Here is a 24,745-nt window from a genome sequence, read left to right as displayed (position 1 = left end):
GATATCTGAGAGGAGCTGTCCTTAGTACGAGAGGACCGGGATGGACGGACCGCTGGTGTATCAGCTGCATCGCCAGATGCATAAGGCTGGGTAGCCAAGTCCGGAAGGGATAAACGCTGAAGGCATCTAAGCGTGAAGCCCCCCTCAAGATGAGATATCCCTGCATTTAGCAGTAAGACCCCTTAGAGACTATGAGGTAGATAGGCACAAGGTGTACGCACGGTAACGTGTTCAGCTGATGTGTACTAATAGGTCGAGGGCTTGTCCAATATGGATATAGAACGAAAAAAGCGGATCAAAGATGAAGTATTCAGTGTTCGGTTTTGAAGGTACGGAAGGTTTGTGAGAACTGCTTCCTTTGCAGCGATTACTGTGTAATTTCTGCCGTGTGGTTATAGTCACATGATGTACGTTTCAAACAGATCTTGGTATGCAAGTATTCTAGAGTCTGTTTGAACCGCACATAGCGCGGTTCAATTTTCCTCAATAGCTCAGTCGGTAGAGCATTCGGCTGTTAACCGAAGTGTCGTAGGTTCGAGTCCTACTTGGGGAGTTCGTTTAACGGAGTTAAACAAAAACATATCCTGTGAGGCAGGAAATATACGGCTCCGTGGTCAAGTGGTTAAGACATCGCCCTTTCACGGCGGTAACACGAGTTCGAGCCTCGTCGGAGTCATTACTATGGTGACTTAGCCAAGTGGTAAGGCGTGGGACTGCAACTCCCTGATCGTCGGTTCAAATCCGTCAGTCACCTTTAAAATAGTCTTAAATGCGTTAGCATTTAAGGCTTTATTTTTATATATGCATAATTTTTTTACAAATATATTTTATTGCGTTGTATAATTTATTTCATACAATATAAAAATTTACATAAGAAATTAAGGAGGGGTATTGGAAATGGAATCAATGGAAGATTTCAAGGATGAGATTGACAGATCTTTTAGACAGATTAAAGAAGGGGATATTTTAACAGGAACAGTAATTGGAGTTGAGGATACATATGTACTTCTTGACATTAAGTATTACACTCAGGGGATTATTAAAGCTGAGGATTTAAGTGATAATCCGAAGTTCAATATTAGAACAGATATATCCGTAGGAGATGAAGTATCTGCGACAGTTATTGCTACAGATGATGGAAATGGAAATATTCTCCTTTCAAAGAAAGAAGCAACACAGGTTCTAGCTTGGGACAAACTTAAGGAATTGCTTGAGAGTAAAGAGAATGTTACTGTTACAATCACAGAAGCAGTGAAGAGCGGTGTAGTATGTTTCCTTGAGGGAATCAGAGCGTTTATTCCTGCATCAAAGCTTTCTCTTAACTATGTGGATGAAGATGCATTAAATGATTTTGTGGGCAAGCAGATTGAAGTAAGAGTAATAACAGCAGATGAAAAGGATAAGAAACTTGTGCTTTCAGCCAGAGAGATTCTGCGTGAAAAAGCAGATGAAGAAAGGGCACAGAAGGTTTCAAATGTACAAGTTGGTCTGGTAACAGAGGGAACAGTTGAGAGTCTTCAGAATTATGGTGCTTTTATAAATCTTGGTAACGGACTTTCAGGATTAGTACATATTTCTCAGATTTCTAATCAGAGAATTGCTCATCCCAGTGCAGTTCTTAAGGTTGGAGATAAAGTAAAAGTAAAGGTAACTGCAATCAAGGATGGAAAACTCAGCCTGAGTATGAAGGCACTTCAGGATATTGCTGCGACCGAGATTACAGAAGAAAAGATCGAGTTTGAGAGTGAAGGTGAAGCAACAACATCTTTGGCAGATCTTTTAAAGAAGGCAGGTTTTTGATAATTACTGATTTTAAATAGCATATTGAACTCATTAAGTGAGGTGAATGTTATGGATGAAAAGATCAGAGAATTAAAAGAATTAGTTGATGGAAGTGATAATATAGTCTTCTTTGGGGGTGCAGGGGTTTCGACTGAGAGTGGAGTTCCTGACTTTAGAAGTGAAGATGGCTTATATCATCAACATTATAAATACCCACCGGAGCAAATGCTCAGTCACAGCTTTTATATGCGAATGCCAGAGGAGTTTTTCAGATTCTATAAGGATAAACTTCTGGTAAAGGGGATTAAACCGAATAAAGCTCATTTAAAGCTCGCAGAACTGGAGAAGCAGGGGAAACTTAAGGCTGTCATTACACAAAACATAGATGGGTTACATCAGGCTGCAGGAAGTAAAGAGGTTCTTGAGCTCCATGGCAGTGTCCACAGAAATTACTGTGAGAGATGTGGAAAATTCTATGATTTTGATTTTATGGCAGAGTGTGAAGGAGTTCCCTATTGCGAGTGTGGCAGCAGAATAAAGCCTGATGTTGTTTTGTATGAAGAAGGCCTCGATATGGATGTTATGAGCAAGGCAGTTAATTATATTGCCAATGCCGATGTCCTTATTATTGGGGGAACCTCTCTTGTTGTATATCCGGCTGCAGGCTTAATAGATTATTATCGTGGACATAAACTTGTATTAATAAATAAGCAGGCTACTACCAGAGATAGTCAGGCGGACCTTGTAATTCAGGGAGCTATTGGAGAGGTTCTTGATCAAATATAAGAATTTTCTATATTGAATATACAGCAATCTACTTCGTAATTTGTTTAAAGATGAGTAAGACAGTACAAAGCAATCTACTTAGTAATTTGTTTAAAGATGAGTAAGACAGTACAAAGCAATCTACTTCGTAATTTGTCTAAAAATGAGTAAGACAGTACATAGTAATATGAGCAACTAATACAAGTTAAATACAGTTTTTTGACAGGGCTTCATTTATATGAAGCCCTGTATGTTGAGAAATGAAAATATTGAAAACAATAGTCAGTCAATTTAAAAGAAATTCTGACTATCATAAAATGCTTCATTTTTGCTTGCAAGAATTTATATTTTGTGGTAAAGTCTATCTCTGTGATAATTTCCTTGTTACCGTACTGATCACGGTAGCCAGAGACCAAAAGGAGGTAAGAAAGCATGACAAAATATGAGTTAGCCGTTATCGTTAACGCAAAGATCGAAGACGACGCCAGAGCAGCTGCAGTTGACAAGTGCAAGGCTTTGATCGAGAGATTCGGCGGACAGATCACAAATGTTGATGAGTGGGGCAAGAAAAAGCTCGCTTATGAAATCGAGAAGATGAACGAAGGCTTCTACTATTTCATACAGTTTGACGCTGAGCCTACAGCTCCTGCAGATATTGAGAAGCGTGTCCGTATCGTCGATGGCGTCATTCGTTATTTGCTTGTTAAGCAGGACGAGGCCTAAATAGAAAAGGACGAGAAAAATATGAATAAAGTTATACTTATGGGACGTTTAACAAGAGATCCTGAGGTTAGATATTCTCAGGGGGAGAGTTCTCTTGCAATTGCAAGATATACACTTGCAGTAGACAGAAGATTCAGCAGAAACAACCAGGATGGCCAGACTGCAGATTTTATTAACTGCGTAGCTTTTGGCAAGAGTGGAGAGTTTGCTGAGAAGTACTTCAGAAAGGGAACTAAGATTGCCGTCACAGGTCGTATCCAGACTGGTAGCTATACCAATAAGGATGGCCAGAAAGTATACACTACTGAGGTAGTAGTTGAGGATCAGGAGTTTGCAGAGAGCAAAAATGCAAACGGTTCAAATTCCGGATTCTCAGGTAGCGCACCGACACCGGCTTTTGATGCTCCTGTTAGCAGCAATGCAGGTGATGGTTTCATCAATCTTCCTGATGGAATTGATGAAGAGCTTCCGTTTAATTAATTGATTTAGGTTCATCTTTTTAGAAGATGATGTCAACTGAAATTCGATAAGGAGGTACCACAATGGCTTTCAATAAGTCTGATAGAACCGATTCTCCTGTAAGAAGAAAAGGTGGTATGCACAGAAGAAAGAAAGTTTGTGTTTTCTGTGGAAAAGACAACGTTATTGATTATAAAGATACAGCAAAGCTGAAGAAGTTTGTTTCTGAGAGTGGAAAGATTCTTCCCAGACGTATCACAGGTAACTGTGCTAAGCACCAGAGAGAGCTTACATCAGCTATCAAGCGTGCAAGACATCTTGCACTTATGCCTTACGAGGCAGAGTAACTTTTGTTACTTGAATAATCAAGATTTTTACTGTAAGACACTTTCCAGAAGTAATCTGGAAAGTGTCTTTTTTTCGGTTTTATGTTATTATTAAATGGTATATGGGCGAGTAGTCGCATTAGAGATGGAGAAACAGGTTATGCCGAAAACTAGGATTAAGTTAAAGGGAAAACTAAGAACATTTCTTCGTATTTTTATTTACCTTGGAATATTACTAGCATTTGTAGCGATTGCTGTGTTTACGGTTGATTTCACTGCAGGACTTATAGTGGCAGCTTTTGCAGCACTGTACTTTATGGCGGTCTTATATCTGGATTTTTATAATAAGCCGATCATAATGAATGAACTGGTAAGTTTTGCAACGGAATATGGCCAGATTCAGAGGCGGTTACTAAGGGAATTGGATCTTCCTTATGCCCTTCTTGATGATACTGGGAAAGTAATATGGACGAATGTAGCTTTTGAGAGAGCAACTCATCAGGAGAGAGGATTTAAAAAATCCATTTCGGTGCTTTTTCCGAGTATAACTCCGGAGAAGTTTCCGGTGGGTGATGAAGAAACTCATAATGATGTTGAGTTTGAGGGGAATTTTTATTCATTAAAAATGAGAAAAATTTCCCTTGAAGAAATGGCGGTAAATAGCGATATTATTGATGCTGAAGGATATGAGGGATATCTGATTGCGGTTTATCTGTTTGATGAGACAGCCCTTAGACTTGCAATAAATGAGGTGGATTCTCAGAGTCTTGCTGCCGGTCTGATTTACATTGATAACTATGACGAGGCGTTAGAGAGTGTTGAGGAAGTAAGAAGATCTCTTTTGACCGCTCTTATAGATAGAAAGATAAACAAGTATATAGCTACTTGTGATGGTATTGCTAAGAAGATTGAGAAAGATAAATATTTTGTTGTAATGCCTAAAAAGTCAGCTCAGTACATGAAAGAGGTGCGTTTTGATATCCTTGAGGATGTAAAGACGGTCAATATCGGTAATGAGATGGCTGTTACGCTTAGTATAGGTATTGGAGTAGATGGCCTTTCCTATGCGCAGAACTATGAGTTTGCAAGAAATGCAATAGATGTTGCACTTGGCAGAGGTGGAGACCAGGCGGTAGTCAAGACACCTGAAGAAATCATGTACTTTGGTGGTAAGAGCCAGAAGGTCGAGAAGAGTACCAGAGTTAAAGCCAGAGTTAAAGCACATGCACTTAAGGAAATCATCAACGGTAAGGATACAGTTATCGTCATGGGTCACAGACTTGGTGATGTGGACAGTTTCGGATCTTCCGTAGGTATTTACAGGATTGCCAAAACACTGGACAGAAGATGTCATATAGTTTTGAATGATGTGACAAATTCTATGAAGCCGCTGGTTGATCTTTTTAAGGATAATCCGGAATATGAATCCGATATGATCATTACAAATCAGCAGGCCATAGATATGGCAGGTAACAACGTGGTGCTGGTTGTAGTTGATGTAAATAAACCCAGCATAACAGAGTGTCCTGAGCTTTTGAAATTCTGTAAAACGATCGTTGTTCTGGATCATCACAGACAGGGCACAGAAGTTATAGAAAATGCGACTCTGTCATATGTTGAGCCTTATGCTTCCAGTGCTTGCGAGATGGTTTCAGAGATTCTGCAGTACATTGATGAAACAGTTAAGATTCGCGCGGAAGAAGCTGACAGTATGTATTCAGGAATTGTTGTTGATACAAATAATTTCATGAATAAGGCGGGTGTCAGAACATTCGAGGCTGCTGCATTTCTTAGAAGAAATGGTGCGGATGTCACACGTGTAAGGAAGCTTTTCCGAGAGGATGCTACTGAATATAAGGCTAAGGCAGATGCGGTTGGTCAGGCTGAAATCTATCGAGGAGCTTATGCGATTTCAGTATGTTCAACTGAGGAGGTTCAGAGTCCTACGATTGTAGCAGCGCAGGCTGCTAATGAACTGCTTAATATCAAGGGTGTTAAGGCCAGCTTTACATTGACATCATATCAGAATCAGATTTATGTAAGCGCCAGATCAATAGATGAAGTAAATGTGCAGATTATTATGGAGAGACTTGGTGGCGGCGGACATATAAGTTCTGCAGGTTGTCAGTTTGAAGGCGTGAGCCTTGAAGAAGCTAAAAATATGATTAAGAGCCAGCTTGATAGCATGATTGAAGCAGGAGAACTGGCATAACGATAGAAAGAGGAGGATATTATGGAAGTAATATTACTGGAGGATGTTAAATCTCTTGGAAAAAAAGGAGATATAGTTAAAGTTAGTGACGGATATGCGTCAAACTTTATTTTACCTAAGAAGTTGGGAGTAGAGGCTACAAAAGCCAATCTTACTAACCTGAAAAATCATAAGGCTAAGGATGCCAGAGATGCGCAGGCATTACTTGAGAAGATGCAGGAATATGCCAAGGAGATAGAGAAAGTAACAGTTCGTCTTACAATGAAAGCAGGTGAGGGCGGAAGAGTATTCGGTTCAGTTTCTTCTAAGGAGATAGCAACTGAGGCCAAAAAGCAGTTTGGATTTGATATAGATAAGAAAAAGGTTCAGCTTTCAGAGCCTATCCGCACTTTTGGTACTACAGAAGTACCTGTAAAACTTCATCCTCAGGTTACTGCTACACTTAAGGTTTCTGTTACGGAGGCTTGATATGCCTGAAGAGAATATTATACAACGTACCATGCCCAACAGCCTTGAGGCAGAACAGTCCGTGGTTGGTTCGATGATCATTGATAAGGATGCAATTCAGGTTGCATCCGAGATTATTTCCGGGGATGATTTTTATAACAGACAGCTTGGAATGCTGTTTGAAGCCATGGTTGAACTCCACAAGGAAGGAACACCGGTAGATGGTATCACTTTGCAAAATCGTCTCAAGGAGAAAAATGCTCCGCCACAGGTCTATGATATGAATTATATTCTTGGTATGGCTGAGGCTGTGCCAACGTCTGCAAATGTGAAGTTCTATGCGGAGATTGTACATGAAAAGAGTAAGCTAAGAGAGCTTATACATTCCTGCGGAGATATTATAAATAATTGCTACAACGACAATATGGATCTTGCTGATCTTATGACAGATACGGAGAAAGAGATTTTTAGAATTACTCAGCTTAGAAACAGCGGAGAGTTTGTTCCGATCAGTGAAGTTGTTATGAATGCTCTGAATAAAATTGAGCAGGCAAGTAAGATGCAGGGTACCGTTACCGGTTTATCGACTGGTTTTACAGATCTCGATTATAGAACAGCAGGTTTTCAGCCTTCAGATCTGATTCTTATAGCGGCGCGTCCGTCTATGGGTAAGACGGCATTCGTTTTGAACATTGCGCAGCATATGGCATTCCATCAGGACAAAACAGTTGCAGTATTTTCTCTGGAAATGTCAAAGGAGCAGCTTGTAAATCGTTTGATGTCCATGGAATCGCATGTAGATTCCCAGCACATAAGAACCGGTAACATGACGGATATGGATTGGGAGAATCTGATAGAAAGTGCGGATCTTATCGGCAGGTCGCATCTTATAATAGATGACACACCGGGTATATCGATTCAGGAACTCCAGTCTAAATGCAGAAAATATAAAATGGAGCATAACCTTCACATAATTATGATCGACTATCTGCAGCTTATGAGTGGCAGTGGAAAAAGATCTGCGGAATCAAGACAGCAGGAGGTCTCTGAGATATCAAGAGCATTGAAGGCATTGGCCCGTGAGCTTAATGTTCCTGTAGTGGCATTGTCGCAGCTATCCCGAGCAGTAGAGTCAAGACCGGATCACAGACCGATGATGTCTGACCTTCGTGAGTCAGGTGCGATTGAGCAGGATGCCGACATGGTAATGTTTATTTATCGTGATGATTATTACAATAAAGATACGGATCGTAAGGGAATATCAGAGATAATTATAGCTAAACAGAGAAATGGTCCGATAGGAACGGTTGAGCTCGCATGGTTGCCTGAATTTACTAAGTTCGCAAATCTTGAGCCTTCAAGGAAGAATAATTTCGACGAGTAAAAATTAAATAAATCGAAGAATAAAATAATAAATAAAAAAGGTGCAGTTTCACGATTTAAAATCGGAAGCTGCACCTTTGTCATTTTACTTGTCTCAACCCTGAGAAATAGCAGAAACAGGGCACTGAGCTGCACATGAACCGCAATCGATGCATGTATCAGGATCGATGTTGAACTGAGTATCTCCCTGAGAAATAGCAGAAACAGGGCACTGACCTGCGCATGATCCGCAGCTGATGCAAGAATCACTAATAACGTATGCCATATTAAAAATCTCCTTCCTGAAATAAAAAGTTAGTAATAATTAAAACGATTGGAATTTGCCGTTTCCAATCTTTATCACCTACTACAACGAATATGATAATATAATTGAAAATATTTCGCAAGCAATTTAACGATAACTTTTATCAACGATTTGGTTGTTTATAAAAGATTTATTTTTTTTATTTTTTCGTAATTTTGTTTATAAAAATTATCAGTCTGATGTAGCTGCAAATGGCGTGATTTCGTTGACTTTGGTAAATCACAATGTTAGAATTTAAATTGCGCCTAGTGCGTACATTAGCGATTTTACGGCATAGGTGTGTAAAAGCTTAACATGCCTATCCTGAGAATCATTATTAATCTTATATTAGGTAGGAGGAATAAAAATGGCAAGAAACATGAAAACCATGGACGGCAACGAGGCTGCGGCTTATGCTTCATATGCATTTACCGAAGTTGCAGCCATGTACCCGATCACACCTTCATCAGTTATGCCTGAGCATGTTGATGAGTGGGCAACTGCCGGTAAGAAGAATATCTTCGGCCGCACAGTACAGATCACAGAAATGCAGTCAGAGGCAGGTGCAGCAGGTGCTGTACACGGATCTCTTGTAGCAGGTGCACTTACATCTACTTATACTGCATCACAGGGACTTCTTCTTATGATCCCTGACATCTACAAGGTAGCTGGTGAGCGTCTTCCCGGTGTGTTCAATGTATCAGCTCGTTGCGTAGCTTCACATGCGCTGAACATTTTCGGTGATCATTCTGACGTCTATGCATGTCGCCAGACAGGTGCAGCAATGCTCTGCAGCTCAAGCGTACAGGAGGTTATGGATCTTACACCTGTATCTTACATGGCTGCTATTGAGGGCAAGCTCCCCTTCATTAACTTCTTTGATGGTTTCCGTACATCACACGAAATCCAGAAGATCGAAGTTTGGGATTACAAGGATCTCGATGAGATGGTAAATCACGAGGCAATTGATGAGTTCAAGGCTAATGCTCTTAACCCGAATCATCCTCGTCAGATGGGTTCAGCTCAGAACCCTGATATCTTCTTCCAGGCAAGAGAAGCTTGCAACACAGGCTATGATGAGCTTCCTGCAATTGTTCAGAAGTACATGGACAAGGTTAATGCTAAGCTTGGAACAGATTACAAGCTCTTTAACTACTACGGAGATGCTAATGCTGAGACAATCATCATTGCTATGGGTTCCGTAAACGATACAATCGAAGAGACTATTGATTATCTTGCAAAGCAGGGTCAGAAGGTCGGTGTTGTAAAGGTTAGACTTTATCGTCCTTTCGATGCTAAGGCACTTGTTGATGTTATCCCTGCAAGCGTTAAGAGAATTGCAGTTCTTGACAGAACAAAGGAGCCCGGTTCTTACCGTGAGCCTCTTGCTCTTGATGTTATTGCAGCTCTTAAGGGCACAAAGTTTGAGTCAGTTCCTGTAATGTGTGGACGTTATGGTCTTGGTTCTAAGGATACAACTCCTGAGCAGATCGTTGCTGTTTACAACAATACAGATAAAGAGCAGTTTACAATCGGTATCAACGATGATGTAACACATCTTTCACTTGATGCAGGTGCTCCCCTTGTTACAACTCCTGAGGGAACAACAAACTGTAAGTTCTGGGGTCTTGGTGCTGATGGTACTGTTGGTGCTAACAAGAACTCTATCAAGATCATTGGTGATAACACAGATATGTATGCTCAGGCATACTTTGATTATGACTCTAAGAAGTCAGGCGGTGTTACGATGTCTCACCTTAGATTTGGTAAGACTCCTATCAAGTCAACTTACCTTATCAAGAAGGCTAACTTTGTAGCTTGCCACAATCCTTCATACATCCGCAAGTTCAACATGGTTCAGGAACTTGTTGATGGAGGTTCATTCCTTCTTAACTGCCCTTGGACAGTAGATCAGCTTGAGACTGAGATTCCCGGACAGGTTAAGAAGTTCATGTATGACCACAAGATCAACTTCTACATTATGAACGGTTCTAAGATCGGTGTTGAAGTAGGTATGGGTCCTACAAGAATTAACACAATCCTTCAGTCTGCATTCTTCAACATCACAAAGATCATTCCTGAAGATGATGCAATCAAGTTCATGAAGGATGCTGCTCAGAAGACATACGGCCGTAAGGGTGAAGATGTTGTTAAGAAGAACTGGGATGCTATCGATGCCGGTGCAGATCCGAAGAACCTTATCAAGGTTGAGATTCCTGAAAGCTGGAAAGATGCTAAGGACGAAGGCCTTGAGTTCACAGAAGCTAAGGGTGATCGTAAGGACGTTGTTGATTTCGTTAACAACATTCAGTCAAAGGTTAACTCTCAGGAAGGTAACACTCTTAAGGTTTCAGATCTTCTTCCTTATGTTGACGGTTCTACACCTAGTGGATCTGCTGCATTCGAGAAGAGAGGTATTGCAGTTAACGTTCCGAAGTGGGATGCTACAAAGTGCGTAGAGTGTGGATTCTGCTCACTCGTTTGTCCTCACGCTGCAATCAGAACAGTTGCTCTTACAGACGAAGAAGTTGCAAATGCTCCTGAAGGACTTCAGACAAAGGATCTCAATGGAGTTCCCGGATACAAGTTCTCAGTTGTTATCTCTGCACTTGATTGTACAGGATGTGGCTCATGTGCTAATGTCTGCGTTGGTAACAAGGCTGGCGAGACACTTAAGATGGGCGCTATCGCTGATAACAAGGATGAGCAGAAGTACTTCGATTATGCTGTTAAGACTCCTGTTAAGACAGAAGTTGTTGAGAAGCTTAAAGAGACAACAATCAGAGGTTCACAGTTCAAGCAGCCTCTCCTTGAGTTCTCAGGAGCTTGCGCAGGTTGTGGTGAGACACCTTATGTTAAGCTTGTTACTCAGCTCTTTGGTGACAGAATGTATGTTGCTAATGCTACAGGATGTACATCAATCTGGGGTAACTCCTCACCTTCAACACCTTACACAGTAAATGCTAAGGGTCAGGGTCCTGCATGGGATAACTCCCTGTTCGAAGATAACGCTGAGTTTGGTTTCGGTATGGTTCTTGCACAGAATGCACTCCGTGACGCTATTAAGGAGAAGGTAGAAGAGATCGTTGCAGCTGGCGGTTCTGCAAAGGATGCAGCTCAGAAGTATCTCGATACATTCACAAATGGCGCAACAAACACAGCTGCTACAGAAGAGCTCGTTGCTGCACTTGCAGGCGACAACTCAGATGCTGCTAAGTATGTTGTTAAGAATAAGGACTTTGCTGCTAAGAAGTCACAGTGGATCTTCGGTGGTGACGGATGGGCATTCGATATCGGATTCGGTGGTCTCGATCACGTACTTGCTTCCGGTAAGGATGTAAACGTTCTCGTTGTTAACACTGAGGTTTACTCAAATACAGGTGGACAGTCTTCTAAGGCTACTCCTACAGGTGCTGTTGCACAGTTCGCTGCAGGCGGTAAGGAAATCAAGCAGAAGGATCTTGCTTCTATCGCAATGAGCTATGGTTATGTATACGTTGCTCAGATCGCTATGGGTGCTGATATGAATCAGACACTTAAGGCAATTGCAGAGGCTGAGGCTTATCCGGGACCTTCACTTATCATCGCTTATGCTCCTTGTATCAACCAGGGTCTTAAGGCCGGCATGAACAAGGTTATGGACGAAGAGAAGAAGGCAGTTGCTACAGGATACTGGCATATGTTCAGATTCAATCCTGCTGCAGAGCAGAAGTTCTCACTTGACAGCAAGGCTCCTACAGAAGAGTATCAGGACTTCCTTGATGGTGAGGTTAGATACCTTTCACTCAAGCTCAAGAATCCTGAGAGAGCACAGAAGCTGTATGCTAAGTCTAAGGAGAATGCTCAGGAGCGTCTCGACTACCTGAACAAGCTTGTTACTCTTTACTCAAAGTAATTTGAGCAATTAGCTAATAAAATATAATTAAAGGCTTCGGAAAGAAATTTCCGGAGCCTTTTTTATTTAATAGGAATTTTCAGCACATATTCTATTGTTTTATAAAAAAGGACCGCGCACTTAATTAGTACACAGTCCTTGGTGTTAAATCTGAGATAATTTCTGAATAGCGTCATCTTTAATGATTACAGTGTAGTGCTCATCCAGGAATTGTTCACTTATTGAATTGGATGACTCTGACTTGCCATATTCTGATAAAAGTGTGCAGAGCTTCTGAAGTGTAGCTTCTGATTCATTATCGGGATGAATCAGAAGATATATTTTTCCGTCAGAGTCGCTCTTATATAAAGTATTCCTCACAGACACAGAAATTCTGTTAAGTGAAGCAAATTGCATTACATCATGCATGGAACCAAATGAGAAAAGGAAAAATGGATCAACAGATGTTTTGCCAATGGTACCGCTTAACTTGGATTTTTGTGTACTTTCATTACCAAGTACCTGATCTATGAGCTCAGAATCAGTAGCAGATTCGTTTTTAATACGCTGGAAAAGATCCATGACATCTTCATCATTATCACTGCCTGGATCAGAACCTGAAACTTCACTCTGCAGTGATGGTGAGAAGTTTGCAAAACGAGTGTCAAGCTCCTCCGGATCTTCTACTTTAGTTATAATAAGAACAATGCACTCGGAATTTATCGGAACGGCTTCAATCATAAGCGGAATATCCTCCGCGTCAAATCCAAATTGATAATTCGCCTGCTGCATCATATCGCGAAACAGGTCTTTGGCTTTATCTGTTCCATATGCAAGTTCGCTTATCTTAAGCTCTCTGCTTGCAAGATCTTCCTTAGTAAGTGTGCATCGAATCTGATAATCATTAACGCGTTCGATTTTCATGCGATGCCCTCCATATAAAAATAGTTATGGTTATTAAATGTTAAATGAAACAACATCATGTGTCAATAGATGTATCGGTAAGTTTTTGAAAATTGTTGATGTAGATTATATTAAAATTCTGAGAGAAAATCCGGTCATAAAATAATAAAAAATGAAATAAGGCTTGACAATGTTATTGAAGTGATATATATTACATACTCGTGGTGCCTCTGTAAAGAGTATCAGGGAGGAGGCATGCAACACAACAGTTTAATATTTTAAATGTTCCACAAGGTCTTTGTGGAATGTCTTACAAGATCAACCGAGTTTCTCGGAAGAAATCACAAAAAATACCTGTTTTTAATTTCTATATACTTATCAAACAAACAATTAATTAACTTGCAGGAATTATTTTGCGTAAAAAATGAAGTTTGTGATACAGCAGAGGCACCAGTGCCTGTTTGCGGCGAATTTCACTATTTTGATTTCTTTGATTCCCTTTTACAAAACTCAGACTTTGAAAGCAGCTTAGGAGATTATCACAAAGGTAAACCCTTATGTAACATAGCAATTACTCCTTTTGAATCTGAAGTTAGGTAAAATAGAATTTCAGTTAAAAAATTTAAATACATGGAATATAAAAATGGCAGGCCCCACCGCCAGAGATGATATGCCGGAATAAGACACCAAATAATATCATCACAGGGAAGAAAGAAAATGTCTATAAATAGTAATCGCCGCAAGTGGCAAAATAAAATAAGGCTACATTTCACTAGTTATGGGATTTGTGGTAAAATAATGGGCGATTGGAAGGAGTCGGCAATTAATGAAGAAAAAGATTAAACCGGTGATTTTCATAATCGCCCTTATTATAATTATTGGACTGATTTACGGAGGTCAGATTTTATATGAGCACTTTTCCTATTCAAGGGAGAAGGCAGATTTAAATGATTATTATAATCTGACAGATCCTACCCAGGCTGTTTTGTTTGTGGATGATGAGCTTAAGGAAGAGAAGGCAAGCTGTTTTAACGGGGCTTTCTATCTTGATTTCGATCTGGTAAAAGAATATGTAAGCAATAGATTTTACTTTGGAAAAGCTGATGGCATATTGGTTTATACAGGACCGAATGAAATATATACTTCTGGGATAGGCACAACCACAGTCACGACATCTGATGGCACTGCTGAGGACCTGGGATATACGGTATCCATGCTTGATGGAGATAAGCTTTATGTGGCTGTTCAATATCTTAGAAGATATACAGACATGTCATTTGAGAGCTATATGGATGAAGGGCCTGCAAGGATAAGGATTTTTACTGGCAAAGGAACTGAGGTACAGACAGGTACTCTGAAGAAATCCATTGCTATAAGAAAGCTCGGCGGAAGAAAAAGCGAAATAGTAGCTACGGTTCCAGCAGAGCAGGTTACTGTTGTAGAGCAGATGGAAGAATGGTCCAGAGTTGTTTCTTCAACGGGACATATCGGATATGTTGAGAATAAGAATCTAAAGGACATTGGGCCTACTATTTTAAGTGGTTCACCTGCTGAAATAGACCTTGGTGAGTATACTTCCATAAAAACTGATGGAAAAATCAATCTTGGATTCCATCCAATTGGCGGTATTGCAGGTAACGAGACCGTTTCAGGAGTTATAGGACAGGCAAAGAGTCTGAATATAATAGCGCCTACATGGTTTTCACTCTCTGATACTGAGGGCAATATTTCAAGCTATGCTACAAATGACTACATAACGACGGCTCATGCAAACGGATTACAGGTATGGGCAGTTGTTGACAACTTTAATAATGAAAACAGGCCTGAGACAGAAGCTGTATTATCAAGGGCATCATCACGTGCCAACCTTATCGCAAATCTTTTGCAGAAGCAGGCAGAGTATGGCTTCGAAGGAATAAATGTAGATTTTGAGCTTATCAGTGAAAGTTATGCGGATTCTTATCTGGAGTTTTTGCGTGAGCTTTCTGTAGCATGCAGAAGGAATCAAATCATTCTTTCAATAGATAATTATGTTCCAATGAATTTTAATGATTATTATGATCTGACGGAGCAGGGAATAATTTCTGACTACGTTATTATAATGGGATATGATGAGCACTACGCCGGATCTGAAGAGGCCGGGTCAGTGGCATCTATTGGATATGTTCAGAATGGTATAAACAAGGCACTTGAAGAAGTACCTGCTGACAAGCTTGTAAATGCTATACCTTTTTATGCAAGACTCTGGATTACAAGCGGAGGTGAGCTTTCCAGCAAAGCAATACATATGAGCGCACTAGCTAATATCATCTCAGAATATGGTATGGAGATGAAATGGGATGAAGAGACCTGCCAGAATTACGGCGAGGTTACTGCTTCAAACGGTGATTTCTATCAGCTGTGGAGTGAGGATGCAAGCTCAATAGAGACTAAGCTTAATGTTATGAAAAGCGCAAATATTGCAGGTGTAGCTGAATGGGCACTTGGATTTGAGTCTGCTGATATCTGGGATGTAATTACGAATTACCTGAATTCCTGATACATAAGCAAATGGTAATAAAATTAGTTTTATATAGAAGAAGTAATAAATGGAAACAATAGTTGAGATAATTGATGAAAATAATATAGATGATAAAGCTCTTGCTGTTTTAAAGAAGGCAGGGGATATTCTTAAGAACGGAGGACTTGTAGCTTTTCCTACAGAAACTGTGTATGGACTTGGCGGGGATGCCCTTAATCCTGAGTCCTCAAAGAAGATTTACGCAGCAAAGGGCAGACCTTCTGATAATCCGCTTATAGTTCATGTAGCGGATATGGAGTCATTAAAGAAGATAGTTGATAATATTCCTGATGCAGCGTATAAGCTTGCTGATGTACTGTGGCCAGGACCTCTTACCATGATCATGAATAAATCGGATGCTGTTCCGTATGAGACTACAGGTGGTCTGAATACGGTTGCTATAAGAATGCCAAGTAATAAAATTGCTGCAGAACTGATCAGGCAGGCGGGAGGCTATATAGCAGCACCGAGTGCCAATATCTCGGGAAGACCAAGCCCCACTGAAGCTAAGTACTGTATTGAGGATCTTGACGGAAGAGTTGAGATGATAATTGATGGAGGTTCTGTAGGAATAGGACTTGAATCAACGATCATTGATCTTACTGTTGATACACCGATGATATTAAGACCCGGATATGTCACACAAAAAATGCTTGAGGATATACTTGGTGGTGTCAGCATTGATAAGACAATTCTTAGTGCAACCAGCGGAGTAAAGCCCAAAGCGCCGGGAATGAAATACAGACATTACGCACCTAAGGGCGAGCTGACTATTGTGGAAGGTAAGCCTGAAGCAGTTACGGCATTTATAAATGAACAGACCGGGCAGCACAGCGCTAATGGAGAAAAATGTGGAGTTATAGCTACAACAGAGACTTTTTCTTTATACAAAGCTGATGTTGTAAAATGTGCCGGTTGCAGGGATGATGAAGAAGAGATAGCAAGAAATCTTTTCAGAATATTGAGAGAGTTTGATGATGAGAACGTGGACTGTATGTTTTCCGAAGCATTCGATGAGAATGGCATAGGACAGGCGATAATGAACAGGCTTTTAAAGGCAGCAGGACACAGAGTTATTAAGGTTTAAGTTATAAGGAAAACATAGGCTTTAATATAATAGTACATAATTCCTGAATGTATTTTTTATCTTACATTCAAGAAATATAAAAATACAGAGGAGTAGATGAAAAAATGATAGCATTAGGAAGTGACCATGGCGGATTTGACATTAAGCAGGTAGTAATCGAGCACCTGAAGGAGAGAGGAATTGAGTACAAGGATTTTGGTACTTATGATAAAAATTCCTGCGATTATCCTATTTTTGGTAAGGCAGCAGCAGAGGCTGTTGCAAGCGGTGAGTGTGAGAAAGGCATAGTAATATGCACAACAGGAATTGGCATTTCAATTGTGGCAAATAAGGTAAAGGGTGTACGCTGCGCACTTTGCAGTGAGCCTCACTCTGCAAGACTTACAAGAGAGCACAATGATGCTAATGTTCTGGCTATGGGTGGTGCACTTATCGGTCCCGATATGGCAATAGATATTGTTGATACTTTTCTTGATACAGAGTTTTCTGGTCTTGAGAAACATGTAAGGAGAATCTCCGAAATTTCTGATATGGAGCAGTAATTGCACTTGTTATTAGAGCCTAGTACCGTCCATGAACGCAGTGAGTGGGTAACGGTACTGGCATCCGAACGGACTATGTCAGATAATAAACTATCGTTATTAGAGGAGGAGAAAGGGGATGAGAGTATGAAAAGAGAAGATTATATATCCTGGGATGAGTATTTCATGGGTGTTGCAAAGCTTGCTGCCATGAGATCCAAAGATCCCAATACTCAGGTTGGAACCTGCATTGTGAGTCAGGATAATAAAATTTTGTCCATGGGTTACAATGGATTTCCTATTGGATGTGATGATGATATTTTTCCCTGGGAGAGAGATGGCGAAGATGAGCTTGCAACAAAATACCCCTTTGTTACTCACAGCGAGCTCAATGCAATCTTAAATTACAGGGGCGGAAGCTTAGATGGTGCAAAACTTTATGTATCGCTGTTTCCTTGTAATGAATGTGCTAAGGCAATCATTCAGGCAGGAATAAAAGAAGTTGTTTATGACAGCGATAAGTACAGCACATCAGCAGCCACAAGGGCTTCAAAGAAAATGTTTGATGCTGCAGGAGTAAAGTATACGGCCTATAGCAGAACAGGAAAAAATATTCATATAGAGATTTGATAGAGGAAGTGTTGTGAAAAGGTATTGGGGAAGAGGTTTAAAACTCCTTACGCTGGGGCTTTCGCTGACGCTTTGTATAAATGCCGGAGGCGCTCCTGTTAAGGTTCATGCAACCGAAGAAACAAAAAAAGCGTTGGAAGAAGCAAAAGACAAACTTAGTAAAACTAAGGATCAGTTAAGCGAGACCAAGGATCAACTAAGTGAAACCAAAGATCAGCTGGATGATAAAAAAGAGGACATTTCTACAATGCATAAGGAAAAGAGTGTCCTTGAGAACAAGCTTAGTGATCTTAATGATCAGTTAAGCGAAGTCAGCAGTAATCTCTCTGATCTCGAGGATCAGATTGATAAAAAGGAAGATGAGATCACGCTTACACAGGAAGAGCTTGCGCAGGCAATAATTACCAGGGATGAGCAGTACGCTGCCATGAAAAAGCGCGTTATGTTTATCTATGAGAAGCAGAACTTTATGCTTCTTGATATGCTTGCTAATGTGGGAAGCTTTGCTAACTTTTTGAATCACACTAATTATGTTGCATCTCTTTCAGCTTATGACAGAAAGATGCTGGAGCAATATAAAGAGACCTGCGTAAATATTGATGCCAAGGAAAAGGAACTGCAATCAGAGAAGACACAGCTTGATGAATATAAAGTCGAGGTTAAGGCGGAGCAGAGCAGAGTATCCGGGCTTGTAAGTAAAACCAGTGGAAGTATAAATGAATATAAACAGAATATTTCTAATGCTGAGTCTGAAGCAAAGGACATAGAAAATCAGGCAAGAGAATATGAGGATCAGGCTAAAGAATACGAAGCACAGATGGAATCTCAGAATGCTGACGTTAAAGCTCTTGAAGCAAAGCTTGCAGAAGAAATCAGATTATCAAAGCTGGCTGCAAAGTCAAAGTGGAGAAATATATCTGAGGTGACATTTGCTGAAGGAGACAGGTATCTTTTGGCAAATCTGATTTATTGTGAGGCCGGGGCAGAACCATATGAAGGAAAAGTTGCTGTCGGCGCAGTTGTTATTAACAGAGTACTTAGTTCTGTGTATCCTGACACAGTGGTTGGAGTCATTTATCAGTCAGGTCAGTTTTCTCCTGTGGGAAGCGGACGCCTTGCTCTGGCACTTGCCAACGGAAGTGCTACAGAGGCCTGCTATCAGGCTGCTGATGCTGCAATGAGCGGCGCAACAAATGTAGGAAATTGTGTATATTTCAGAACGCCGATTCCGGGGTTAAGCGGAATAAATATTGGCGGACATGTATTCTATTGATCTTTATATGAGCAGATTATTTATCTAAGTATTGCACAAGCTTAGCGGGAGCCATGCAAGTCAACTTGGCGAGGTGTTTTCAAGATTAGCCGGGCTTGTAAGGTGATTATTCGAAGAAAGCGCTTTAATTATCGGTGCTTCAAGCGCAGAGATGCTGTTTTCATAAATGGCATCCATGAGGTCGCCAAGCGAATTAAGCGCTTTTTTTAGTTGATGTTCATCAATCAGATGCTGCTCAAAAGCATCAGATAGTTCATCAAGATCAAGAATACGTATCTTTCCATCGGGATAGATCACAACATCTGCAAGAAGGTCTAATGTCAGAACAGAGTTTTCCTCAGGTCCCTTCTGGTAGTCTACAATATCACAATACCAGTACATCAAAGTGGAATCATAACGGTAAAACTTACTTATCTTGTAGCCACGCTTCAAATAATAGCATGAATAGCCATGGGATAAATCAGAGCGTGGGTGGATGGCTTCCCATGCAGTGACAATGGTGTTATCATCACATTGCAGGATTTTATCATTTTTAAGTAGAACACATTCATTTGGAATTATACGCTTACGGTAAAGAACAGGGTAACTCATCATTCCCCCAATCTGCGCATCTTGCGCTGCTAATATCGTTAGAAGTTAGAAAAATATTACCGCGATGAGTGTAAGAAGTCAATGAAATTAAAGGATAGGATTTATAATGAAGAACGCTATCTTTAAAAGTATATATACAATTATTGTTTTTGTAGTATCTGTTTTTCTCATAGGACATTTTACTAACGTAGAAACCGTAGATATGACTGCCGAGATGGGAAAGGCTACATTTCCTACAGTAACCTTTGATTTAAATGGCAGAGAGGTCAATATGCTCCACGGTTATGCCACAGAAATGGAAGTGGCACACATGAGAGGAGAGATAATCACCACCAGTGCATCAAGAGGTGTTTCATTTAAGCTCAATACCTATGGAGAAGCGGTCACAAACCTTAAATTTGAGGTCAGACAGGCTTCAGGTAACAGCCTTGTAGAGAATTCTGATATTACTGATGTGACAACAGACGGAGATATTATCAGTGGAAAATTCCAGATAAAGGATCTGATAGATGCCGGGAAAGAGTATATGCTTGTAATTCTGGCTGATGTTAATGGGAAGACAGCACGCTATTATACCAGAGTTATATGGCCTGAAAATCAGGATTCCTATCATCCTGAGGAAGCAATTTCGTTTGCTTTGAATTTTTCAAATAAAAGTTTTGATAAAGCCGGTGCCTCAGAGGAATTATCCAAGTATATGGAATCTAATTCAGAGGGGGATAATTCATCCTTTAGTCATGTCACAATAAATAGCAGTTATGATCAGCTTACATGGGGGAATCTTAACATAACAAACCATACTGAGCCTAGGGTTATGGTTCGCGATATTCAGCCTCAGACATCTATTATTGGTCTTGAGTATCAGGTGACCCAGAAGACTGAGGATGGATCTGAGAAAATCTATAACATAGAGGAAGCATATAGAATCAGATATACCTCTGACAGAATATATCTGCTTAATTTTGACAGAACCATGAACTATATATTTAATGCGGATATATCGGATATCACTGATAATGTGATAAGTCTTTGGATTACTGATCCTAACGTGAGTGTTAAGGAAAGTGATGGCGGTAGCATATTTGCTTTTATCAGTGAAGGAAGACTCTATGTTTATAACAGCAATGAAAACAAGATTGCTCTGGTATTTGGATTCTACGATGAAGAGAATAATGATGAGAGGGACACCTTTAAAGGGAATACCATTCACATATTAAGTGTTGATGAAGCTGGAAATGTAGAATTCGCAGTATCCGGATACATGAATCGTGGAGAGCATGAAGGCTGTGTCGGAAATGCTATATACAAATATGACTCTCAGTTAAATACCATAGAAGAAATGGTTTTTGTACCATCTACTCTTCATCAGGATATTGTGAGGGCTTATTCGGAAGGCGTCCTTTATGTAAGTAAAGGCGGGGAGCTTTTCATTAGAATAGACGGCGATGTTTACATGATAGACCTTGAACAGAGAGGCCAGAAGAAGATAATTGAAAACCTTTCTGAGGACAGATATTCGCAGTCGGATTCAGGAAGTATCATAGCATGGCAGGAAGAGAGTAAAAAATCTGTGCAGATAATGAACCTGAGTACTCAGATTCAGTCAGAGATAAAGGCTGATGCAGGAGATCTTGTCAGGGTTCTTGGATTTATGGGTGAGGATCTGGTTTACGGAATGGTCCATGAGTCGGATGTGCATATGGACCGCATGGGAACCACGGTCTATGGAATGTACAGCATTCATATTGTGGATAGTGAAGGAAATGTTCTGGAAAACTACAGCCCTTCACAGGGAGTTGTCACTAATATATCGATAGAGGATAACCTTATAAGGCTTTCCCGTGCACAATGGAATGATGGAAGTGGCCTGTATGAGGAACTGATAGATGATCAGATTATGAATACATTGAAAAAAGAGGTGGGAAGTAATTTCATCTCTGTAGCAGCTACGGAAAATTATAAGAATATAACGCAGATAAGTGTTAAGAGCAATATAAAGACAAAATCATTGATCCTGCAGACGCCTAATATGACATTGTATGAGGGAAGTCGCGAGGTTGAAATAAAATCGGACAGAGATTTTGAAAGTGAACCTTACTACTTTGTATATGGCATGTATGGTCTTATAAATGTATATGATAATCCTGCGGATGCGGTGAACGGCGCATATAATGCACCGGGTGTTGTGACTAATGATGAGAACCAGTATGTATGGGTAAGGGGAAATCTTCTGACATCTAATCAGATTATGTACATAACAAATCTTGCTGAGAATTATGAAAACATGACGGCTGAAGATTCCACAAGCGTTTGCCTTGATATGATCCTGCAGCACAAGGGAATTAGTGTTAATGCTAAATCAATGCTTGAACAGGGAGAATCTGTAGTAGATATTCTGAAGAATAATCTTGTAGGAGCAAGAGTGCTTGAGCTTGATGGATGTCCTATGGAAGCGATGTTGTATTATGTTAATCAGGATATTCCGGTTATGGCTACATTAAATGATGGAAACAGTATCCTTATCATTGGATTCAACGACCTTAATACGGTTCTTCTTGAACCTTCTACAGGACAGGTTTATAAGCTTGGACGTGGGGATACTACTTCATTACTTGAGAATAATGGTAATCACTTTATAACCTATCTGCCGGGAATCTCAAATTAAGAGATTCTTGAAATAAAAACTAATAAATAAGCTCCACCATGCTTGATAAAATCTTGCCTGGTGGAGCTTATTATTTGTTAATTCTGAGTATCGAGTTCGCCCTTCTTGTAACGAGCGATAATGCTGTTGATACGTTCTACCGGATTGAGGAGATCACTGATAGAAGCATCGTGGTTCAGTGTATCAATAAGGTAAGCGATATACTTACTCATATCACAGCTGATGTACCATTCACGTGAGAGAAGCTCAGGTGTCTGATAAATCAGGTTGGTTGTGAGCACTCTGTCGATAAGACCTTCTTCATAAGCCTGATCGAATTTCTCAAGACCGCTTGTGAAAAGACCAAAGGTAGCAAATGCGTAGATATGTGCTGCCTTTCTCTGTTTAAGAGCCTTAGCTACGTCAAAGATACTCTCACCTGAGGAAATCATATCATCAACAATTACAACATCCTTACCCTCAACTGAGGTTCCAAGGAATTCGTGGGACACGATAGGATTTCTTCCATCAACAACCTGTGTATAATCGCGTCTCTTATAGAACATACCAACATCCAAGCCCATAACACTGGCAAGATAGATTGCACGTCCCATACCACCTTCATCGGGAGATATAACCATCATATGGTCTGAATCAATCTGGAGACCTTTGATGTTGCGGAGCAGTGCCTTAATGAACTGATATGTTGTACGAACGGTTTCAAAACCATTTAACGGAATAGCATTCTGAACTCTGGGATCATGTGCATCGAATGTGATGATATTATCGACACCCATGCTTACGAGCTCCTGAAGAGCAATTGCACAGTCAAGAGATTCTCTTGATGTACGCTTGTGCTGACGACTCTCATAGAGGAAAGGCATTATAACAGTAATTCTTCTTGCCTTACCACCTACGGCAGCAATTATTCTCTTAAGATCCTGATAGTGATCATCAGGAGACATGTGATTTTCTTTTCCAAAAAGTGAATAAGTTAAAGAGTGGTTGCAAACATCAACCATAAGATATAAGTCGTCACCTCTGACAGATTGTTTGATGACACCCTTTGCTTCGCCGCTTCCAAATCTTGGTACTTCAGCGTTCAAAAGGTATGAGGGACGTTCATAACCGGTAAAAGCAAGACTTCCTTTGTGCTCGTTTTCGCGTTCCTGACGCCATTTAACAAGGTAATAGTCTACCTTTTCCCCTAGTGTCTCACATCCTTTAAGTGGAATAATTCCAAGTGAACCAACAGGAATAGTTTCAAGGTTGCGTTTTTCTTCTCTTCTTGGCATTGCCAAAATTCCTCACTTTCTATACTGTACCTTTTTCATAATGCGAATATCCTTACCGGTCAGCTTGCATAGATGATATGAGCTGGCAATTCTTGAGGATACACGCTCAGAGTACATGGACTTTATATCATCCAATGAAAAATTGGTGGTGATAATGGTAGATTTATTCCGGTTTAAACGCTCATTAATGCAAGTGAAAAGCTGGGGAATTGATGTGTTAGTAACATGCTCTGTCCCCAGATCATCGATAATGAGCAGATCTGTATTATAAAGGTCATCATATAAGGCCCTGAGCTCTTCTGATTTTCTAAAATCGAAGGTATTAGACTGAATCAGTGAAAAGAGCGAAGCTGCGCTAAAATACAGTACTGAGTGCCCCATATCAAGGATCTCTTTAGCTATACAGATTGAAAGGAACGATTTACCAGTACCAACTGTACCATAAAAGAGCAGATTTGGGTATAAAGTTTCAAAATTCTTAATAAAATCTTTCGAAGTTTTAACTGCACCACGAAAACGCTCCAGATCCTCGCCCTGATAATATGCATCAGACATCAGACTGAAATTTGCATCCTCTGCAAGTTTGTTTATATTTGACTGAGCATAAAGACGCTCAATGATTTTCTGTTTGAAGCATACACATTTTTCGTTATTTACGTAGCCGGTATCTTTACAGATAGGGCAGTCGTACTGCATTTGAAGGTAATCCGGTGACAGACCTGCTTCCTTTAAAAGGCTTCTTTTCCTGGAAGTAATCTCTGCAAGCTGTTTGTGGAGATCATTTCTGTCGAGCTTTTCTCCGCTCAAAAGACGTCTTCCGAAAGCAGCACTGCATTTTCCGGTCTCCTGTTCCAAATCAAGATATCCGGGAACATGCTCCTCTACATATTTAATACGCTTTGATAGTTCACTTCTTCTAAGGGTGCGCACTCTTTCATAGTCGTGCATGATTTCATCGTATTGTGTATTTGTCAAAGCCATACCGGG

At 40.3% G+C, this 24,745-nt stretch carries 20 protein-coding genes, 3 tRNA genes and 1 rRNA gene; 19 read left to right on the top strand and 5 right to left on the bottom strand.

Annotated elements, in window-relative coordinates; all coding sequences use genetic code 11:
• The 12 genes from G622_RS0104075 to dnaB form a co-directional block, all read left to right on the top strand.
• Window positions 1-269 (top strand): 23S ribosomal RNA (locus G622_RS0104075); the annotation flags it as partial.
• Window positions 270-480: 211 nt separating this feature from the next.
• A tRNA-Asn gene (locus tag G622_RS0104070) sits at window positions 481-553 on the top strand.
• A 51-nt stretch (window positions 554-604) separates the two neighbouring features.
• A tRNA-Glu gene (locus tag G622_RS0104065) sits at window positions 605-676 on the top strand.
• Between the two features lie 7 nt (window positions 677-683).
• Window positions 684-754 (top strand) — tRNA-Cys (locus tag G622_RS0104060).
• 143 nt (window positions 755-897) lie between these two features.
• Entirely contained in the window at window positions 898-1,800 is a 903-nt protein-coding gene (locus G622_RS0104055) for a S1 RNA-binding domain-containing protein (protein ID WP_026509635.1), read from the top strand.
• Between the two features lie 51 nt (window positions 1,801-1,851).
• Entirely contained in the window at window positions 1,852-2,568 is a 717-nt protein-coding gene (locus G622_RS0104050; protein WP_026509634.1) for an NAD-dependent protein deacylase, read from the top strand.
• A gap of 411 nt (window positions 2,569-2,979) precedes the next feature.
• A complete protein-coding gene (gene rpsF / locus G622_RS0104040) occupies window positions 2,980-3,270 on the top strand; it encodes a 30S ribosomal protein S6 (protein ID WP_026509632.1) in 291 nt (96 codons plus the stop codon).
• A 21-nt stretch (window positions 3,271-3,291) separates the two neighbouring features.
• Window positions 3,292-3,750, top strand: a complete 459-nt coding sequence (locus tag G622_RS0104035; protein WP_026509631.1) for a single-stranded DNA-binding protein — start codon at window positions 3,292-3,294, stop codon at window positions 3,748-3,750.
• A gap of 62 nt (window positions 3,751-3,812) precedes the next feature.
• The gene (gene rpsR, locus G622_RS0104030) at window positions 3,813-4,076 is read left to right on the top strand and encodes a 30S ribosomal protein S18 (RefSeq protein ID WP_022763528.1); all 264 of its coding nucleotides are present in this window, start codon (window positions 3,813-3,815) and stop codon (window positions 4,074-4,076) included.
• A gap of 139 nt (window positions 4,077-4,215) precedes the next feature.
• Window positions 4,216-6,267, top strand: coding sequence for a DHH family phosphoesterase (locus G622_RS0104025; protein WP_044915060.1), 2,052 nt, complete (start codon window positions 4,216-4,218; stop codon window positions 6,265-6,267).
• A gap of 21 nt (window positions 6,268-6,288) precedes the next feature.
• Window positions 6,289-6,735 (top strand): 50S ribosomal protein L9, encoded by a 447-nt coding sequence (gene rplI, locus G622_RS0104020; protein ID WP_026509629.1) that lies wholly within the window; start codon window positions 6,289-6,291, stop codon window positions 6,733-6,735.
• Between the two features lies 1 nt (window position 6,736).
• Window positions 6,737-8,098 (top strand): replicative DNA helicase, encoded by a 1,362-nt coding sequence (gene dnaB, locus G622_RS0104015; RefSeq protein ID WP_026509628.1) that lies wholly within the window; start codon window positions 6,737-6,739, stop codon window positions 8,096-8,098.
• Between the two features lie 93 nt (window positions 8,099-8,191).
• On the opposite strand, the gene G622_RS0104010 is transcribed toward dnaB, so the two are convergent.
• Window positions 8,192-8,362, bottom strand: a complete 171-nt coding sequence (locus G622_RS0104010) for a DUF362 domain-containing protein (protein WP_026496855.1) — start codon at window positions 8,360-8,362, stop codon at window positions 8,192-8,194.
• Window positions 8,363-8,747: 385 nt separating this feature from the next.
• Between G622_RS0104010 and nifJ the strand changes: the two genes are divergently transcribed.
• A complete protein-coding gene (nifJ, locus tag G622_RS0104005; protein WP_026509627.1) occupies window positions 8,748-12,275 on the top strand; it encodes a pyruvate:ferredoxin (flavodoxin) oxidoreductase in 3,528 nt (1,175 codons plus the stop codon).
• A gap of 144 nt (window positions 12,276-12,419) precedes the next feature.
• On the opposite strand, the gene G622_RS0104000 is transcribed toward nifJ, so the two are convergent.
• A complete protein-coding gene (locus G622_RS0104000; RefSeq protein WP_026509626.1) occupies window positions 12,420-13,178 on the bottom strand; it encodes an adaptor protein MecA in 759 nt (252 codons plus the stop codon).
• Between the two features lie 805 nt (window positions 13,179-13,983).
• Here G622_RS0104000 and G622_RS0103985 point away from each other — a divergent pair.
• The 5 genes from G622_RS0103985 to G622_RS0103965 all read left to right on the top strand — a co-directional run bounded on the left by G622_RS0103985 (window position 13,984) and on the right by G622_RS0103965 (window position 19,228).
• Complete coding sequence (locus G622_RS0103985) at window positions 13,984-15,696, top strand: glycosyl hydrolase family 18 protein (RefSeq protein WP_026509624.1); 1,713 nt, start codon at window positions 13,984-13,986, stop codon at window positions 15,694-15,696.
• A 49-nt stretch (window positions 15,697-15,745) separates the two neighbouring features.
• The gene (locus G622_RS0103980; RefSeq protein WP_026509623.1) at window positions 15,746-16,804 is read left to right on the top strand and encodes an L-threonylcarbamoyladenylate synthase; all 1,059 of its coding nucleotides are present in this window, start codon (window positions 15,746-15,748) and stop codon (window positions 16,802-16,804) included.
• A 104-nt stretch (window positions 16,805-16,908) separates the two neighbouring features.
• Window positions 16,909-17,346, top strand: a complete 438-nt coding sequence (rpiB, locus tag G622_RS0103975; protein WP_026509622.1) for a ribose 5-phosphate isomerase B — start codon at window positions 16,909-16,911, stop codon at window positions 17,344-17,346.
• Window positions 17,347-17,472: 126 nt separating this feature from the next.
• The gene (locus G622_RS0103970) at window positions 17,473-17,955 is read left to right on the top strand and encodes a deoxycytidylate deaminase (protein ID WP_026509621.1); all 483 of its coding nucleotides are present in this window, start codon (window positions 17,473-17,475) and stop codon (window positions 17,953-17,955) included.
• A 13-nt stretch (window positions 17,956-17,968) separates the two neighbouring features.
• The gene (locus G622_RS0103965; protein WP_026509620.1) at window positions 17,969-19,228 is read left to right on the top strand and encodes a cell wall hydrolase; all 1,260 of its coding nucleotides are present in this window, start codon (window positions 17,969-17,971) and stop codon (window positions 19,226-19,228) included.
• A 60-nt stretch (window positions 19,229-19,288) separates the two neighbouring features.
• On the opposite strand, the gene G622_RS21515 is transcribed toward G622_RS0103965, so the two are convergent.
• Window positions 19,289-19,822, bottom strand: coding sequence for a DUF402 domain-containing protein (locus G622_RS21515; RefSeq protein ID WP_242832950.1), 534 nt, complete (start codon window positions 19,820-19,822; stop codon window positions 19,289-19,291).
• 103 nt (window positions 19,823-19,925) lie between these two features.
• Here G622_RS21515 and G622_RS0103955 point away from each other — a divergent pair, with 103 nt between their 5' ends.
• Window positions 19,926-22,484 carry a hypothetical protein gene (locus G622_RS0103955; protein ID WP_026509619.1) on the top strand — a complete coding sequence of 853 codons (2,559 nt, stop codon included), beginning with the start codon at window positions 19,926-19,928 and terminating at the stop codon, window positions 22,482-22,484.
• 77 nt (window positions 22,485-22,561) lie between these two features.
• Here the strand turns inward: G622_RS0103955 and G622_RS0103950 are convergent, their stop codons facing one another.
• A complete protein-coding gene (locus tag G622_RS0103950; protein WP_026509618.1) occupies window positions 22,562-23,758 on the bottom strand; it encodes a ribose-phosphate pyrophosphokinase in 1,197 nt (398 codons plus the stop codon).
• Between the two features lie 12 nt (window positions 23,759-23,770).
• Window positions 23,771-24,739 carry an ATP-binding protein gene (locus G622_RS0103945; protein ID WP_026509617.1) on the bottom strand — a complete coding sequence of 323 codons (969 nt, stop codon included), beginning with the start codon at window positions 24,737-24,739 and terminating at the stop codon, window positions 23,771-23,773.
• Between the last annotated feature and the right edge of the window lie 6 nt (window positions 24,740-24,745).

This window comes from Butyrivibrio sp. LC3010 (genome assembly GCF_000424385.1).
Lineage (GTDB): Bacteria > Bacillota > Clostridia > Lachnospirales > Lachnospiraceae > Butyrivibrio.
The sequence above is the reverse complement of the archived record's forward strand: the minus strand, read 5'-3'. Positions and strand labels throughout refer to the sequence as shown.